Below are 16,763 nucleotides of genomic sequence, written 5' to 3' on the forward strand. Positions count from 1 at the left end.
GCATGACGGAGGAGACGGTGGCGACAGAACACTGGCGCCCGGACGCGACCGGTGAGCTCACCGCGCTGCTGCGGGAGCGGATCGTCGTCCTCGACGGCGCCATGGGCACCGCGATCCAGCGCGACCGGCCCGACGAGGCCGGCTACCGCGGCGAGCGGTTCGCCGACTGGCCGAGCGACCTGGTCGGCAACAACGACCTGCTCTCCATCACGCAGCCCGACCTGATCGCCGGGATCCACCGCGAGTACCTCGAGGCCGGCGCCGACATCATCGAGACCAACACCTTCAACTCCAACGCCGTCTCGTTGGCCGACTACGGCATGGAGGAGCTCGCCTACGAGCTCAACTACGAGGCCGCCCGGCTGGCCCGCCGGGTCAGCGACGAGGTCGCCACAGCGACCGAGACGACGCGGTACGTCGCCGGCGCGCTCGGTCCCACGACCCGCACCGCGTCCATCAGCCCCGACGTCAACGACCCCGGCGCCCGCAACGTCTCCTGGGACCAGCTCGTCGACGCCTACCTGACCGCAGCCCGGGCGCTCGTCGACGGCGGTGCCGACCTGCTCTTCGTCGAGACCATCTTCGACACGCTCAACGCGAAGGCCGCGATCTTCGCGGTCGAGACCCTGTTCGAGGAGACCGGCCGTCGCTGGCCGGTCGTCATCTCCGGCACCATCACCGACGCCTCCGGCCGCACCCTGTCGGGGCAGGTCACCGAGGCGTTCTGGGACTCCGTCCGCCACGCCCGTCCGCTGGCCGTCGGCCTCAACTGCGCGCTGGGTGCCAAGGAGATGCGGCCCTACATCGCCGAGCTCTCGCGGCTGGCCGACACCTTCGTCTCGGCGTACCCCAACGCCGGCCTGCCCAACGCCTTCGGTGAGTACGACGAGGCGCCCGCCGACACCGCGGGCGTCCTCTCGGAGTTCGCCGACGCCGGCTTCGTCAACATCGTCGGCGGCTGCTGCGGCACCACGCCCGACCACATCGCCGCGATCGCGGGCGCGGTGGAGGGCAAGACCCGCCGCGAGCCGGTCACCGTCGAGCCGGCGATGCGGCTCTCGGGCCTCGAGCCGTTCACGATCAACGAGGCCAGCCTGTTCGTGAACGTCGGAGAGCGCACCAACATCACCGGCTCCGCGCGCTTCCGCAACCTGATCAAGGACGGCGACTACGACACCGCCCTCTCGGTGGCGGCGCAGCAGGTCGAGGCCGGCGCCCAGGTCATCGACGTCAACATGGACGAGGGCATGATCGACGGCGTCGCCGCGATGGACCGGTTCACCAAGCTGATCGCCTCGGAGCCCGACATCAGCCGGGTCCCGATCATGGTCGACTCCTCCAAGTGGGAGGTCATCGAGGCCGGCCTGAAGAACGTCCAGGGCAAGCCGATCGTGAACTCGATCTCGCTGAAGTCCGGCGAGGAAGAGTTCCGCGCGCAGGCCCGGCTGTGCAAGAAGTACGGCGCGGCGGCAGTGGTGATGGCGTTCGACGAGGACGGCCAGGCCGACAACCTCGAGCGGCGCAAGTCGATCTGCGAGCGCGCCTACCGGATCCTGGTCGACGAAGTCGGGTTCCCGCCCGAGGACATCATCTTCGACCCCAACGTGTTCGCGGTCGCGACCGGCATCGAGGAGCACGCCGGCTACGGCGTGGACTTCATCGAGGGCACCCGCTGGATCAAGCAGAACCTGCCCGGTGCCAAGGTCTCCGGCGGCATCTCCAACGTCAGCTTCAGCTTCCGCGGCAACAACCCCGTGCGCGAGGCGATCCACGCGGTCTTCCTCTACCACGCGGTCGAGGCGGGTCTCGACATGGGCATCGTCAACGCCGGGGCACTGGTGCCCTACAGCGAGATCGACCCCGAGCTGCGCGACGCGATCGAGGACGTCGTCCTCAACCGCACCGACGACTCCGTCGCTGCGACCGAGCGGCTGCTCGAGCTCGCCGAGAAGCATCGCGGCAGCGGTGAGGTCTCCGAGGCACAGGCCGAGGAGTGGCGCAGCCTGCCGGTGGGCGAGCGGATCACGCACGCCCTGGTGAAGGGCATCGACACCCACGTCGAGGCCGACACCGAGGAGCTCCGCCAGGAGATCGCCACCCGCGGCGGCCGTCCGATCGAGGTCATCGAGGGACCGCTGATGGCCGGCATGGACGTCGTCGGCGACCTCTTCGGCGCCGGCAAGATGTTCCTGCCGCAGGTCGTGAAGTCGGCGCGGGTCATGAAGAAGGCCGTCGCCTACCTGATCCCGTTCATCGAGCAGGAGAAGCTCGACAACCCCGAGCTCGCCACGGCCAAGGAGACCAACGGCACGATCGTCATGGCGACCGTCAAGGGCGACGTCCACGACATCGGCAAGAACATCGTGGGTGTCGTGCTGTCCTGCAACAACTACGAGGTCATCGACCTCGGCGTGATGGTGCCGGCGCAGAAGATCCTCGACGCGGCCAAGGAGCACGACGCCGACATCATCGGTCTGTCCGGCCTGATCACCCCCAGCCTCGACGAGATGGTCGGGTTCGCCACCGAGATGCAGCGCCTGGGCATGCACATCCCGCTGCTGATCGGCGGTGCGACGACCTCGCGTGCCCACACGGCGGTCAAGGTCGACCCGAAGTACGACGGCCCGGTGGTCTGGGTCAAGGACGCCTCGCGCTCGGTGCCGACCGCGGCCGCTCTGCTCGACGACCGGCAGCGACCCGCGCTGCTGGACGCGACCAAGTCCGACTACGACTCGCTGCGCGCCCGGCACTCCCAGAAGTCCGACCGCCCCCAGCTGTCGTTCGCCGAGGCCCAGGACAACAAGTCGCCCATCGACTGGTCCGGCTACGCGCCGCCGCAGCCGAAGACCCCGGGCGTGCACGTCCTGACCGACTACGACCTCACCGAGCTGCGCGGCTACATCGACTGGCAGCCGTTCTTCAACGCGTGGGAGATGAAGGGCAAGTTCCCCGACATCCTCAACAGCCCGACCCACGGCGAGGCCGCGCGCAAGCTCTACGACGACGCGCAGGAGATGCTCGACAAGCTCGTCGAGGAGAAGTGGCTCACCGCCAACGGCGTCTACGGCCTGTTCCCCGCCGCGAGCACCGGCGAGGACGTGCTGGTCTACGGCGACGACAGCCGGGCCGAGATCGTGGCGACGCTCCACCAGCTGCGCCAGCAGGGGCAGCACCGCGCCGGGGTCCCGAACCGGTCGTTGGCCGACTACGTCGCGCCCATCGGGGCCGACCTGGCCGCCGGCGGCGACTGGGTGGGTGCCTTCGCGGTGACGGCCGGCATCGGGGTGACCGACCGGATCATGGCCTTCAAGGAGGAGCTCGACGACTACTCGGCGATTCTCCTCGAGGCGCTCGCGGACCGGTTGGCCGAGGCGTTCGCCGAACGGCTGCACCAGCGGGTGCGCACCGAGTTCTGGGCGCACGTCCCCGAGGAGCAGCTGACCAACGAGGACCTGATCGCGGAGAAGTACACCGGCATCCGACCCGCACCGGGCTACCCGGCGTGTCCCGACCACACCGAGAAGCAGACCATCTGGCGGCTGCTCGACGTCCAGGCCAACACCGGCATCGAGCTCACCGAGTCGATGGCGATGTGGCCCGGGGCGGCGGTGTCCGGCATCTACTACAGCCACCCGGAGGCCCAGTACTTCGTCGTCGGCCGCCTCGGCCGTGACCAGGTCGCCGACTACGCCGAACGCAAAGGCTGGACCCTCGCCGAGGCGGAGCGGTGGCTCTCGCCCAACCTGGGCTACGACCCGGAGGACTGACCCCGGGTGTCCCACGTCCACGTCGAGCTCACGGCTGATCCCAGGAGCGCTGGTGTGGCTCGCCGTGCTCTGATGCAGCTGCTGGACGACGCGTCCGCGGACGCGTGGGCCGACGCGGCCGTGCTTGCCGTCTCCGAGGTGATCACCAACGCTCTGATGCACACCGGCGTGCCGCTCTCGATGGAGGCGTGGGCGTCCCCGGACGGCGTCCGCGTCGAGGTGATGGACGGCAGCAGCCAGCTGCCGGCCCAGCGGAACTACGCGCTCACCTCCGGCACCGGTCGCGGCCTGCACATCGTCGACCAGAGCGTGCAACGGTGGGGCGCGGAGCCGCGTCCGCAGGGGAAGGTCGTGTGGTTCGAGCTGGGCAGCCCGGCCGCGGGCGCCGGCTCGTCCGGCGACGCCGCTCTCCGGGAGGTGCCGTCGGACGCGGAGGTGCCCGTCACGCTCCGCAATATGCCCCTGCTCATGCACTGGGCCTGGCAGGAGCACGCGCAGGCGTTGCTGCGGGAGTACCTCCTGTTCGCGCTCGACACCGACGACGACGCGCTCGACGACCACGCCCGGGCCAGCGAGGTGCTGAGCCTGCTGTACGAGCAGATCCCGGTCCCGGAGCTCCCCGACAGCCCCGAGGAGCTGCTGGCCGGCGCCATCGAGCCTGGTGTCACGGCCGACGACTTCGCGATCAGGGTCCCCCGCGCATCGGTCCCGCACTTCGCGACGCTCGACCGGCTGCTCACCCAGGCGTCCGCGGCCGCCTCGGGAGGTCGTTTCCTCGGCCCCCCGACGCAGCCCGAGATCGCCGAGATGCGTCAGTGGATCTGCAGCGAGGTCGTGCGCCAGACGGTCGGTGAGGCGCTGCCGCGTCCGTGGCGGGCGCGCACCGACGTCCGGGTCCCGCTCGCCGACGAGACCAAGCTCCGGCAGGTTTACCGGGAGCTGGCCCAGGGGGACGAAGCGATCCTGGCGACCGACCCGGCGAGCATCATCGTGGCCGTCAGCCCGGCCGTCGTCGACTTCCTGGGCTACGAGTCCGAGAGCGACCTGCTCGGGCGCCGGATCATCGTGGTCGTGCCCCAGCGCTACCACCAGGCCCACATCGCCGGCACCACCCTGAACGCCACCAACGGCCGCCGGGTACTGCTCGACCTGCCGCTCACCGTCCCGGTCGTCCGTGCCGACGGGTCCGAGGTGGATGTCGAGCTCACGGTCACCCCACGACTCCTGGACGGAGAGACCCATGTCTTCATCGCGAGCTTCGAGCTCACCCCTGCAGCAGCGGCCGTTCACCCGCACCGGTCGTGACGCCTCCGTCGTCGGCCTGGGCACCTGGCAGCTCGGCGCGGACTGGGGCGAGGTCTCCGAGGAGGACGCGCTCGATGTCCTGCAGGCGGCGTACGACGCCGGCGTGACCTTCTTCGACACCGCCGACGTCTACGGCGACGGTCGCAGCGAGCAGGTCATCGGCCGGTTCCTGCGCACCCGCAGCGGGGTGCTGGTCGCCACCAAGATGGGTCGCCGCGTGGAGCAGGTGCCGGAGAACTACGTGCTCGACCACTTCCGCGCGTGGACGGACCGCTCGCGCCGCAACCTCGGCGTGGACACGCTCGACCTGGTCCAGCTCCACTGCCCGCCGAGCGCGGTGATCGAGGACGACGCGGTCTACGACGCCCTCGACACCCTCGTCGACGAGGGCGCGATCGCTGCCTACGGGGTCAGCGTCGAGACGTGTGCACAGGCCCTCGCCGCGATCCGGCGCCCCGCGGTGGCGAGCATCCAGATCATCCTGAACGCGTTCCGGCGCAAGCCGTTGGACGAGGTGCTGCCCGCGGCCGCGTCGGCGGGGGTGGGGATCATCGCCCGGGTGCCGCTCGCGTCGGGTCTCCTGTCCGGGCGGTACGACGAGTCGACGCAGTTCGCGGCCGACGACCACCGCAGCTTCAACCGCCACGGCGAGAGCTTCGACGTCGGCGAGACGTTCTCCGGCGTCGACTACGCCGCCGGCCTGGCGGCGGCCCGGGAGTTCGCCGCACTGGTCGCCGAGCACGGCCCGCCCGGCGCGACGCCCGCCCAGGTCGCGCTCGCGTGGGTGGTCCAGCAGCCCGGCGTCACCACGGTGATCCCCGGCGCCCGCTCGACCGACCAGGCGCAGGCCAACGCAGCCGCAGCAGGGTTGCCGCCCCTGGCGTCCGAGCTCCTCGACGGCGTCGCCGCCATCTACGACCGCCACTTCCGCGCCTCGATCCACCCCCGCTGGTGAACGAGGAGCGGCCGCTGCCCGCGGCAGTCCTGTGGGACATGGACGGCACCCTCGTCGACACCGAGCCGTACTGGATGGCGACGGAGGTCGAGCTGGTCGAGGAGCACGGCGGGACGTGGACGACCGAGGACGCGAAGCACCTCGTCGGCCACAGCCTGATGTACTCCGGCGAGTACATCCGCGAGCGGCTGGAGACTTCGCTGACCGCCGAGGAGGTCGTCGAACGGCTCCTCGACGGGGTGGTCGAGCGGGTGCAGCACTCGGTGCCGTGGTGCCCGGGCGCGCGCGAGCTCCTGCTGGCGCTGAAGGCGGACGGCGTGCCCTGCGCGTTGGTGACGATGTCCTACGAGCGGTTCGTCGCTCCGATCCTCGAGCACCTGCCCCCGGAGACCTTCCGGGTGATCGTCACCGGTGACCAGGTCGACCAGGGGAAGCCCCACCCCGAGCCCTACCTGACGGCCGCGGCGGCGCTCGGCGTCGCACCGGAGGAGTGCATCGCGATCGAGGACTCGGGGACCGGCGCGACCTCGGCGGCGGCCGCCGGCTGCCAGGTCCTCGTCGTGCCCAACCACGTCGAGGTGCCGCCGGGGGAGCGCCGCACCTTCGTCGACTCGCTCGTCGGGGTCACACCCGCCGTGCTGAAAACGTTGCCGGATCGAGACCTGGCCGCGGGGGATCTTCCCTAGCCGCCGGAAACCCCCGGGAGTATCTTCCGCACGGAGTTCGGGCCCGACCAGCGGCGCCCGCCTGAAGCGATTCTGAGGTGACACTCGTGAAGCGGAAGAAGTTCTTCGCCCTGGTGGGTGCGGGAGCGCTGGCCGTCTCCCTCGCGGCCTGCGGCGACGACGAGCCCGGCGGAGGCAACGGCGGATCCGGACCCGGGGAGGGCGGCTCGACCGGTGTGCCGTGGACCCTCGGCACCACCGACACCGTGACGGCCCTGGATCCGGCGGGCTCCTACGACCTGGGCTCGAGCACGCTGGAGTACAACATCTACCAGACGCTGGTGACGGTCCCGGCGAACTCGACGGAGATCGTCGGCGACGCCGCCGAGGAGTGCGTCTACGACGACCCGCAGACCCTCACGTGCACGCTGAAGGAGGGCCTCAAGTTCTCCAACGGCAACGACCTCACCTCGTCCGACGTGAAGTACAGCTTCGAGCGGTCCATCGCGATCCAGGACGCCAACGGCGCGGCGATCTATCTGCTCGGCAGCATCACCGACACCGCCGCGGACGGCACGGTCACCCTGAACCCGGACGCCATCGAGACCCCGGACGACACCACGGTGGTCTTCAACCTGGACAAGCCGGACACCACGTTCCAGTACGTCCTGACCTACCCCGGTGCCGCAGCGATCGTCGACGAGGACACCTTCCCCGCCGACGTGAAGCTCAACGACGACGAGGTCGTCGGCTCCGGCCCCTACAAGCTCAGCCAGTACGAGTCGGGCGTCCAGGCCACCCTGGAGGCCAACGAGGAGTACACCGGTGAGAACGTCGCCCTCGCGGAGACCGTCTTCGTCAAGTACTTCTCGGAGCCGTCCGCCCTCAAGCTGGCCATCGAGTCCGGTGAGGTCGACGTGGCCTGGCGCAGCCTGAGCCCGACCGACATCACCGACCTCTCGGAGAACGACGACGTCGAGGTCGCCACCGGCAACGGCGCCGAGATCCGTTACTGGGTCTGGAAGACCGACGGCGAGGTCGGCAAGGACGTCGCCGTCCGCCAGGCCGCCGCGCAGGTCTTCGACCGCGAGGCCATCGCGGAGAACGCCTACGACGGCACCGTCGACCCGCTGTACTCCATCGTGCCCCCGGGCTTCGGTGGTCAGGTCGACGCGTTCGCGGACAAGTACGGCGAGCCCGACGTGGACGCCGCTGCCCAGATCCTCGAGGACGCCGGCATCAAGACGCCGGTCAAGCTGACCGTCGGCTGGACACCCACGCACTACGGCCCTGCGCTGGAGGACGAGGCCAACGAGCTCGAGCGGCAGCTGGAGGACAGCGGCCTGTTCGACGTCGACCTGAAGAGCACCGAGTGGGAGCAGTACCAGACCATCTACAAGGAGGGCGCCTACGACCTGTTCGCCCTCGGCTGGTTCCCGGACTACCCGGACGCCGACACCTACCTGTCGCCGTTCGTCGTCGACGGCGGCTTCTTCCAGAACGGCTACAGCAACCCGGCTGCCAACGACCTGGTCGCGACCGAGCAGGGCGAGTCCGACCCGGCCGCCCGGGAGGCCGCGTTCGAGGAGCTGCAGGGCATCATCGCCGAGGACGTCCCGTTCATGCCGTCGTGGGTCGGTCAGAACACCGGCATCTACCGCCCGGAGATGGATGGGGTGGAGGACACGCTCGACCCGTCCTTCATCTTCCGCTTCTGGCTGGTGAGCAAGACCGGCGAGTGATCGACTGATCGCGCCCGCCGCGCACATCGGCACGTGGGGAGAGAGCCGCGGTTCTCTCCCCACGTGCCACGCGTGGAGAACCTACGGACCGACGAATTGACGTGAGATGACCGGTTCCAGATCCGGATCCCTGCCGCGCTACATCCTGCAGCGGGTGCTGCTCGTCATCCCGATGATCTGGGTGATCCTCACCCTGGTGTTCATCGTGCTGCGGGTCGCTCCCGGCGACCCGGTGTCGGCGGCCCTCGGTGGCAAGCTCAACGACGAGGCCCTCGACCAGCGGCGGACCGCCCTCGGCTTCAACGACCCGCTGATCCAGCAGTACTGGGACTACCTCTCCTCGGTGGTCCGGCTCGACTTCGGCACCACCTTCAGCGACAACCAGAAGGTGCTGGAGGTGGTCCGCGACAACGGCGGCGCCACGCTCAGCCTGACCCTGGCCGCGTTCGTGATCGCCCTGCTGCTCGGCATCCCGCTCGGGCTCGTCGCCGGGCGCTACCGCGACACGGTGCCGGACGTCGTGATCCGCGTCTTCGGCATCCTCACCTACGCCGCGCCGATCTTCTTCGTGGGCTTCCTGCTGCAGGCCTACGTCGCGAAGCCCCTCGGACTGCCCACCTCGGGCGCGGCCGGCGTGGAGACGGTCTTCTACATGGAGCGGGACGGGCTCAACAAGACCCACGTCCTGCTCTTCGACGTCTTCCTCAGCGGCAACAGCTACTACATCGAGGACGTCCTCAAGCACCTGCTGCTGCCCGCGCTGACCCTCGGCCTGCTGATCTGCGGCGTGTTCATCCGCTTGGTGCGGGTCAACATCCTGCAGACGATGCAGAGCGACTACGTCGAGGCCGCCGAGGCCCGCGGCATCAGCACCAGCAAGGTGACCCGCCGGCACGCGTTCCGCAACGCCCTGGTGCCGGTCATCACGGTGATCGGGCTCCAGTTCGCGCTGTTGCTCGGCGGTGCGGTGCTCACCGAGTCGACGTTCAACTGGCCGGGGCTGGGGCAACGGCTCGTCGAGTACATCAACGACCGCGACTACGTGGCGGTGCAGGGCATCGTCACGGTCTTCGCGATCGCGGTGGTCCTGATCAGCCTGCTCGTCGACATCGTCAACGCGCTCATCGACCCGCGGGTGAGGTACTGATGCGCAAGTTCCTGAAGATCCTGGCCAAGCCGTTCACCGAGACCGCGGGCCTGGCCCGCTGGATGCTCGTCATCGGGCTGGCGATCACGGCCGTCTTCGTCATCCTGGCGATCTTCGCGCCGCTGCTGGCGCCGTACGGCTTCGCGCAGGCCTCCGCCGACGGGGTGAAGTTCCCCAAGGCAGGAGCGCCGAGCGGCGACCACTGGTTCGGCACCGACCGCCTGTTCTTCGACGTCCTGTCCCGGGTCATCTGGGGCGCCCGCACGGCGATCGAGGTCGTGATCCTGTCGATCGTCATCTGCGTCGCGGTCGGCGTCCCGCTCGGCCTGGTGTCGGGCTACTACGGCGGGTGGGTCGACCGGATCCTCGTGCTGATCATGGACGCGATGTTCGCCTTCCCGTCCTTCCTGCTGGCGATCGTGTTCTCGTTCCTGCTCACCGGCCTGCTCGGCGGCACCGTGCTCGCGGTCGCGCTGTCGTTGTCGGCGATCTACGTGCCGCAGTACTTCCGTGTCGTCCGCAACACCACCGTGAGCGCCAAGGAGGCGGCGTACGTCGAAGCGGCCCGTGCGATCGGGGCCAGCGACTTCGTGATCATGCGGCGCTACCTGTTCGGCAACGTGGTGCAGAGCGTGCCGGTGCTCGGCACGCTCAACGCCGCCGACGCGATCCTGACGCTCGCCGGCCTCGGCTTCCTCGGGCTCGGCATCCAGTCGACCGACGCGGCAGAGTGGGGGCACGACCTCAACCGGGCGCTGGCCGACGCGGGCTCCGGCATCTGGTGGACCGGCCTCTACCCCGGCCTCGCGATCGTGCTCCTCGTGACCGGCCTGACGCTGGTCGGCGAGGGGCTCAACGAGACGATCAACCCCACCCTGCGCCGGCGCCGGTTGCTGCCGGTGGTCATGAGCGGGCCCGCGGCCCGGGAGGAGCGCTGACATGGAACCGGCCATCTCGATGGAGGCCTCCTCCACGGATCCGGTGATCTCCGCGCGGGACGTGCGGGTCTGGTACGGCACCACGCGCGGCGCGATCCGCGCGGTCGACGGCGTGAGCTTCGACATCGCACCGGGGGAGACCCTCGGGCTGGTCGGCGAGTCCGGCTGCGGGAAGTCGACCCTCGGCCGTGGGCTGATGGGGCTGCTGCCGCCCGGCGCCAAGCGCGACGGCGAGGTCTGGTTCGACGGCAAGGACGTCTTGTCGATGCGCCCGAAGGACGCCTACCGGCTGCGGGGCGTCGAGCTGGGGATGATCTTCCAGGAGCCGCTGACCCGGCTGAACCCGCTCCTGCGGATCTCCGACCACTTCGAGGAGACCATCAAGCAGCACGACCCGGGGCTGTCCAAGGACGAGATCAAGCAGCGGGCGCTCGACGCCCTGCGTCAGATGGGCATCCCGCCGACCCGCTACCGCTCCTACCCGCACGAGTTCTCCGGCGGCATGCGCCAGCGGCTGATGATCGCGCTGGCGCTCGTGCTCAAGCCGGCGTTCATCGTCGCGGACGAGCCGACCACGGCCCTCGACGTGCTGGTCGAGGCGCAGATCGTGCAGATCCTCAACGACCTGCGCCGCAACTTCCGGACGTCGCTGCTGCTCATCACCCACAACGTGGGCATCGTGGCCGAGGCGTGCGACCGGGTCGCGGTGATGTACGCCGGCCGGATCGTCGAGCAGGGCCGGGTCGCCGACGTCTTCGAGAACCCACAGCACCCCTACACCCGCGAGCTGCTCCGCTCGACGATCTCGTTGCGCACGACCGGGCTGAACTTCATCCCGGGGTCGCCGCCGGACCTGGTCGACCCCCCGGACGGCTGTCGGTTCCACCCGCGCTGTCCGGAGGCGATGGCCGTCTGCGCGACGAAGAACCCGATCAACATCGAGCGGCCCACCGGTGGCCGGGTCGAGTGCTGGTTGGTCGGACCCCAGGAGGAGATCCCGGAGGGCGGCACCCGCCCGCTCAAGCAGGAGGAGCTGGCCGTTGCCGACGAAGCCTGACAGCACGATGCCGGACAGCACGATGCCGGGGTCGGGGCTCGGGGCGTCCCCGATCGTCGACGTCCGCGACCTGTCGGTGCACTTCGGTCTGCGCGGCGGCACGCTGGCGCGCCTGTTCGGCCGTGACGCCGGCGTCGTGAAGGCGGTCGACGGCGTCAACCTGGCGCTCGCGCCGGGTGAGGTGGTCGGGCTGGTCGGCGAGAGCGGCAGCGGCAAGTCGACCCTCGGCCGGTCGCTCCTCGGCCTCGCGCCCGCCACCGAGGGCTCGATCAAGTTCCGCGGGCAGGACCTGGCTTCGCTGAGCCGCCGCAGCCTGCGCGACATGCGCCGCCACATCCAGATGGTCTTCCAGGACCCCAGCGCCGCACTCAACCCGGCGATGACGATCGAGGAGGCCGTCGGCGACGCCCTGCGCGTCCACGGTATGCGGTCCGCGGCGGAGCGGCGCGTGAAGGTGATCGACGCGCTCGAGCGGGTGGGGTTGTCCCCGGTCGAGTTGTTCCTCGAGAAGTACCCGCGGGACCTCTCCGGCGGGCAGAAGCAGCGCGTGGTCATCGCGCGGGCGATCATCACCGGCCCGAGCGTGCTCGTCGCCGACGAGCCGATCTCGATGCTCGACATGTCGGTGCGGGCGAAGATCCTGCAGCTGATGCTCGACCTCAAGAAGGACCTCGGCCTCACCTACGTCTACATCACCCACGACCTCGCGAGCGCGAAGTACTTCTGCGACCGGATCGCGATCATGTACCTCGGCCGGATCGTGGAGATCGGGCCGACCGAGGAGATCTTCGCCAACCCGCGTCACCCGTACACGAAGGCGCTGCTGCGCGCGATCCCCGACCCCGACCCGGGGCGCCAGCTGCCGCGCGACCTGCCGCGGGGAGAGGTGCCGGACGCCGCCCAGCCGCCGCTCGGCTGCTCGTTCCACCCGCGGTGCAGCGAGGCGACGGACATCTGCGGCTGGGAGTCGCGGGACCTGCGCACCATCGTGGAGGCGCACTGGACCCGGCGCTCGCCGGAGGAGTACGAGGCGGAGCGTTCGCTCGTCGGCGACCTCGACCACCTCGAGCGGCCGGAGAAGAGCGCCACGCTGGGCAAGGAGGGAGCCGAGTCGGCCCGAGCGTTCCTCGACCGGGTCCGGTCCGAGGCTCCTGACGACCCGATGTGGCGCGGCGTCGACATGATCGAGGACGAGGGGTCCGGGGTCCGGGTCCGGTTCCACGAGGGTGTCGACCCGGCGTTGCGTCGGTCGGGCGGCGTCGAGGTCGCGTGCGTGCTCTACCCGGAGGAGTCGGAGGCCTGAGCCTCCCGGCCCGACTCCTCCGACGGCTCCGGCAACGGCGGCGGGGTGCCGCCGTAGGCGGGACACAGCGCCTGGTGGGAGCACCAGCGGCACAGCGGCCCCGGGCTCGGCTGCCAGTCGCCGGTCTCCTGGGCGTGCTTGATCGCGTCCCAGACGGCGAGGACCTTGCGCTCGGTGGCGAGGAGGTCCTGTTCGTCGGGGTCGTAGGAGAGCACCTCGGCGTTGGCGAGGTAGATCAGCTGCAACCGCTTGGGGATGATCCCGCGCATCCGCCAGACGACCAGCGCGTAGAACTTGAGCTGGAAGAGCGCCCGGCCCTCGTAGTCGAGCCCGGGGCTGGTCCCGGTCTTGTAGTCGACCAGCCGGATGGCCCCGTCGGACGCGACGTCGACCCGGTCGATGACCCCGCGGAGCAGCAGCTTGGAGTCGGTTACCGTCTCGACGTAGAGCTCGCGGTCGGCGGGCTCCAGCCGGCGGGGGTCCTCGAGGCTGAAGTAGCGCTCCAGCACCGATCGGCACGACTCCAGCCAGGCGCCGACCGCCGCTCCCTCGTCGTGCTCGGGGAACAGCGTGGCGAGGGCCGGCTCGGCCGCGAGCAGCACCTCCCAGGCTCCCTCGACCATCGCGGCGGCGCGGCCGGGCACCCGGTCGGGCGCCGGCAGGTCGAACAGGTCCTCCAGCACCTTGTGCACCACGGTGCCGCGGAGGGCGTCGACCGACGGCGGCTCGGGAAGCCGGTCGACGGTGCGGAACCGGTAGAGCAGCGGGCAGGCGAGGAAGTCGCCCGCGCGCGACGGCGACAACGCCCCGAGCACGTCCACGCCGTCGACGCGCGTGCCGACCCGCTCCGCGGGATCGACGGGCGTGACGCCGGCCGGGACGGTCGGGGTGCTCATGCACCGAAGGTAGGGGATGCCACCGACAGCGATAGCCTCGAGTCGTGGCTACGAGCGACCAGGAGAGCGGCCGGCGCGGGCGGAACCCTCCCGGGACGTTCCGCATCGGCACCATCGCCGGCAGCGACGTGCTGGTGTCCTCGTCGTGGTTCCTCGTCGCCGGTCTGATCGCGTTCGTGATGGCTCCGCACGTCGACGCGGTGGAGCCGGGCCTCGGCGGCTGGAAGTACGTCGCCGGCGTCGCGTTCGCCGTCGTCCTCTACCTGGCCGTGCTCCTGCACGAGGCCGCTCACGCCGTCGCGGCCCGGCACTACGGCTTCGAGGTGCACTCGATCACGCTGCACTTCCTCGGCGGGGTGACGGCGATCGAGGGGGAGTCCCGCACCCCGCGCCAGGAGTTCTGGATCGCGGTCGTGGGCCCGCTGACCTCCCTGGGCGTCGGCGCGGTCGGTGTCGCGCTGTGGTTCGTGACGCCCGACGGGCTGCTGCTGCTCGCCGTCCAGGGGCTCGCCGGCGCGAACCTGATCATCGGCGTCATGAACCTGGTGCCCGGCCTGCCGCTCGACGGCGGCCGGGTGCTGAAGGCCGCGGTGTGGAAGGCGACGGGCCGCTCGGAGACCGGTGTGGTGGCCGCGGGCTGGGGCGGGCGCGTGACGGCCGTGGCCGTGCTGCTGCTGCCGCTCGTCCTGCCGGCCCTCGGGTACGACGAGATCACGCTGCTCGACACCGTGCTCGCGTTCGTGATCGCGCTGTTCCTCTGGACGGGCGCCAGCCAGGCGATCGCCTCGGCCAAGATCCGCACCCGCCTCTCCGCGGTCGTCGCCCGCGACCTGGCGCGTCGTACCCTCGCCGTCCCTGACGACCTGCCGCTGGCCGAGGCCGTCCGACGCGCCCAGGAGGCGCAGGCCGGGAGCATCGTCACCGTGACGACCGCGGGCCGCGCCGTCGGCGTGGTCGACGAGGCCGCGATGCGGGCGATGCCGGAGGAGCGGCGGCCGTGGGTCGCGGTGTCGACGGTCACCCGGACCCTCGAGGAGGGGCTGCGGCTGCCGGTGTCCATCACCGGGGCCGAGCTGCTCCACGCGATCCGTCGGACCCCGGCCAGCGAGTACCTCCTCGTCGAGCCCGACGGCTCGGTCTTCGGCGTGCTGGCCACCGCCGACGTGGAGCGGGCCGTCCGGGCTGGATAGGCTCCCCGACCGTGAGCTCCACCGATGCCGGCACCATCGACCCCGCCGGGGACCCCGGCGACGTCGCTGCCGCGGCCTGGTCCGGCGTGCACCGCGGACCGCTGCGCGCCGGCGAGTGGGTCCGCCTGGTCGACGGCAAGGGACGCAAGCACAACTTCTGCCTCGAGGCGGGCAAGCGGTTCTTCTCCAACCGCGGCCACCTCGACCACGACGAGCTGATCGGCCGGGAAGAGGGGTTCACCGTGACCTCCTCGGCCGGCGGCGAGTACCTCGTCTTCCGGCCGCTGCTGTCGGAGTTCGTCGTCTCGATGCCGCGCGGCGCGGCCGTGGTCTACCCCAAGGACGCGGCCCAGATCGTGGCGATGGCCGACATCTTCCCCGGGGCCCACGTGGTCGAGGCCGGGGTCGGGTCCGGAGCGTTGACCTGCTCGCTGCTGCGCGCCGTCGGCCCGCACGGACGGGTCTCCTCCTACGAGCGGCGCGAGGAGTTCGCCGACGTCGCCCGGCGCAACGTCAGCCAGTTCTTCGGCGCCGCCGAGGGCGAGGCGCACCCGGCCTGGCAGCTGACCATCGGTGACCTCGCCGAGGCGCTGCCCGCGTCGGGGGAGCGGTGCGACCGGATCATCCTCGACATGCTGGCCCCCTGGGACTGCCTCGACGCGGCCGCGGACGCCCTCCGCCCGGGCGGCATCCTCTGCGCCTACGTCGCGACCACCACCCAGATGTCGCGGTTCGTGGAGACCGTGCGGGTGCACGGCGGGTTCACCGAGCCGTCCGCGTGGGAGTCGCTGGTGCGGGACTGGCACGTCGAGGGCCTCGCCGTCCGTCCCGGGCACAAGATGATCGGCCACACCGCGTTCCTGGTGACCGCGCGCCGGATGGCGCCGGGGGAGCGCGCCCCGCGCAAGTCCCGGCGGCCCGCCCCCGGCGCCTACGGGCCCGACTACACCGGGCCCCGCGCGGACGAGGCGGACCCGCGCACCGACGAGGCCGCGGAGGACTGATGGCGGCCAAGCCGTTCCTGCTGCTGTCCATCCGCACGGAGGAACGGGCCGCCCTCGACGAGCACGCCGCGTTCGCGCGCTTCCTCGGTGTCCCGATCGAGGAGGTCCGCCGGTTCGAGCTCGGCACCTCCCCGCTGCCGGACGTCGACCTGGACGCCTGGGCGGGCATCATCCTCGGCGGCGGTGCCTACAACGCCTCGGACCCCGAGGAGTCGAAGCCCGACGCCCAGGTCCAGGCCGAGCAGGACCTGGCCCGGCTCCTCGACGACGTCGTCGCCCGGGACTTCCCGTTCCTCGGCGCCTGCTACGGCATCGGGACGGTCGGCCGGCACCAGGGTGCGGTCGTCGACCGCTCCTGGCCCGAGCCGGTCGGCCCGGTCAGCGTCGAGCTGACCGACGAGGGCGCCGTCGACCCGCTGTTCGCCGGCCTGCCGCCCGCGTTCACGGCGTACGGAGGGCACAAGGAGGCCATCAGCCGGCTGCCCGACCACGCCGTCGCCCTCGCCACGTCCGCCGCGGCTCCTGTCCAGGCGTTCCGGGTCGGCAGCAACGTCTACGCGACCCAGTTCCATCCCGAGCTCGACCTCGGCGGCATCCTCACCCGGATCGCGGTCTACGCCCACCACGGCTACTTCGACCCCTCCGAGCAGGACGTGCTCGGGGCGGCCGCCGCGGCCGTCACGGTGGTCCACCCGATGACGATCCTGAGGAACTTCGCGGCCCGCTGCCGGCAGGGCGACGGGCAGCCCGACGCAATGCAATCGTGACCGACGCCCCGCGAAGTTGCCCTTCCC

Annotated in this window: 13 protein-coding genes; 12 read left to right on the forward strand and 1 reads right to left on the reverse strand. The window is 70.9% G+C overall.

Going from position 1 to position 16,763, the window contains the following annotated elements:
• The first annotated feature begins 2 nt into the window (after positions 1–2).
• From metH to DJ010_RS07515, 9 genes are all read left to right on the forward strand, one after another.
• On the forward strand, positions 3–3,767 hold the full coding sequence (gene metH / locus DJ010_RS07475; RefSeq protein WP_109692979.1) for a methionine synthase: 3,765 nt from the start codon (positions 3–5) through the stop codon (positions 3,765–3,767).
• Between the two features lie 6 nt (positions 3,768–3,773).
• Entirely contained in the window at positions 3,774–5,072 is a 1,299-nt protein-coding gene (locus DJ010_RS07480; protein ID WP_439331685.1) for a PAS domain S-box protein, read from the forward strand.
• On the forward strand, positions 5,008–6,027 hold the full coding sequence (locus DJ010_RS07485; RefSeq protein WP_109692981.1) for an aldo/keto reductase: 1,020 nt from the start codon (positions 5,008–5,010) through the stop codon (positions 6,025–6,027). Before DJ010_RS07480 ends, DJ010_RS07485 begins: the two co-directional genes overlap by 65 nt.
• Complete coding sequence (locus DJ010_RS07490) at positions 6,024–6,713, forward strand: HAD family hydrolase (protein ID WP_245927320.1); 690 nt, start codon at positions 6,024–6,026, stop codon at positions 6,711–6,713. The genes DJ010_RS07485 and DJ010_RS07490 overlap by 4 nt, the downstream gene beginning before the upstream one ends.
• 86 nt (positions 6,714–6,799) lie before the next feature.
• Positions 6,800–8,434 (forward strand): ABC transporter substrate-binding protein, encoded by a 1,635-nt coding sequence (locus DJ010_RS07495; RefSeq protein WP_158282965.1) that lies wholly within the window; start codon positions 6,800–6,802, stop codon positions 8,432–8,434.
• A 106-nt stretch (positions 8,435–8,540) separates the two neighbouring features.
• Positions 8,541–9,581, forward strand: coding sequence for an ABC transporter permease (locus tag DJ010_RS07500; RefSeq protein ID WP_109692983.1), 1,041 nt, complete (start codon positions 8,541–8,543; stop codon positions 9,579–9,581).
• A complete protein-coding gene (locus tag DJ010_RS07505) occupies positions 9,581–10,519 on the forward strand; it encodes an ABC transporter permease (protein ID WP_109692984.1) in 939 nt (312 codons plus the stop codon). The genes DJ010_RS07500 and DJ010_RS07505 overlap by 1 nt, the downstream gene beginning before the upstream one ends.
• 1 nt (position 10,520) lies before the next feature.
• Entirely contained in the window at positions 10,521–11,576 is a 1,056-nt protein-coding gene (locus DJ010_RS07510) for an ABC transporter ATP-binding protein (protein ID WP_109692985.1), read from the forward strand.
• Positions 11,560–12,879 (forward strand): ABC transporter ATP-binding protein, encoded by a 1,320-nt coding sequence (locus DJ010_RS07515; RefSeq protein ID WP_211318690.1) that lies wholly within the window; start codon positions 11,560–11,562, stop codon positions 12,877–12,879. The genes DJ010_RS07510 and DJ010_RS07515 overlap by 17 nt, the downstream gene beginning before the upstream one ends.
• On the opposite strand, the gene DJ010_RS07520 is transcribed toward DJ010_RS07515, so the two are convergent.
• Entirely contained in the window at positions 12,855–13,775 is a 921-nt protein-coding gene (locus tag DJ010_RS07520) for a RecB family exonuclease (protein ID WP_109692987.1), read from the reverse strand. The two genes, DJ010_RS07515 and DJ010_RS07520, sit on opposite strands and share 25 nt — an antisense overlap.
• A gap of 44 nt (positions 13,776–13,819) precedes the next feature.
• On the opposite strand from DJ010_RS07520, the gene DJ010_RS07525 reads away from it, so the two are divergent.
• Genes DJ010_RS07525 through DJ010_RS07535 form a run of 3 tightly spaced genes read left to right on the forward strand, consistent with a single transcriptional unit; the run spans position 13,820 to position 16,736 of the window.
• Positions 13,820–14,965 carry a site-2 protease family protein gene (locus DJ010_RS07525; RefSeq protein ID WP_245927322.1) on the forward strand — a complete coding sequence of 382 codons (1,146 nt, stop codon included), beginning with the start codon at positions 13,820–13,822 and terminating at the stop codon, positions 14,963–14,965.
• A gap of 35 nt (positions 14,966–15,000) precedes the next feature.
• Positions 15,001–15,969 carry a tRNA (adenine-N1)-methyltransferase gene (locus DJ010_RS07530; RefSeq protein WP_439331690.1) on the forward strand — a complete coding sequence of 323 codons (969 nt, stop codon included), beginning with the start codon at positions 15,001–15,003 and terminating at the stop codon, positions 15,967–15,969.
• Positions 15,969–16,736, forward strand: coding sequence for a glutamine amidotransferase (locus DJ010_RS07535; RefSeq protein ID WP_109692988.1), 768 nt, complete (start codon positions 15,969–15,971; stop codon positions 16,734–16,736). The genes DJ010_RS07530 and DJ010_RS07535 overlap by 1 nt, the downstream gene beginning before the upstream one ends.
• Positions 16,737–16,763: the final 27 nt, after the last annotated feature.

It is taken from the genome of Nocardioides silvaticus (assembly GCF_003160695.1).
Classification (GTDB): domain Bacteria; phylum Actinomycetota; class Actinomycetes; order Propionibacteriales; family Nocardioidaceae; genus Nocardioides; species Nocardioides silvaticus.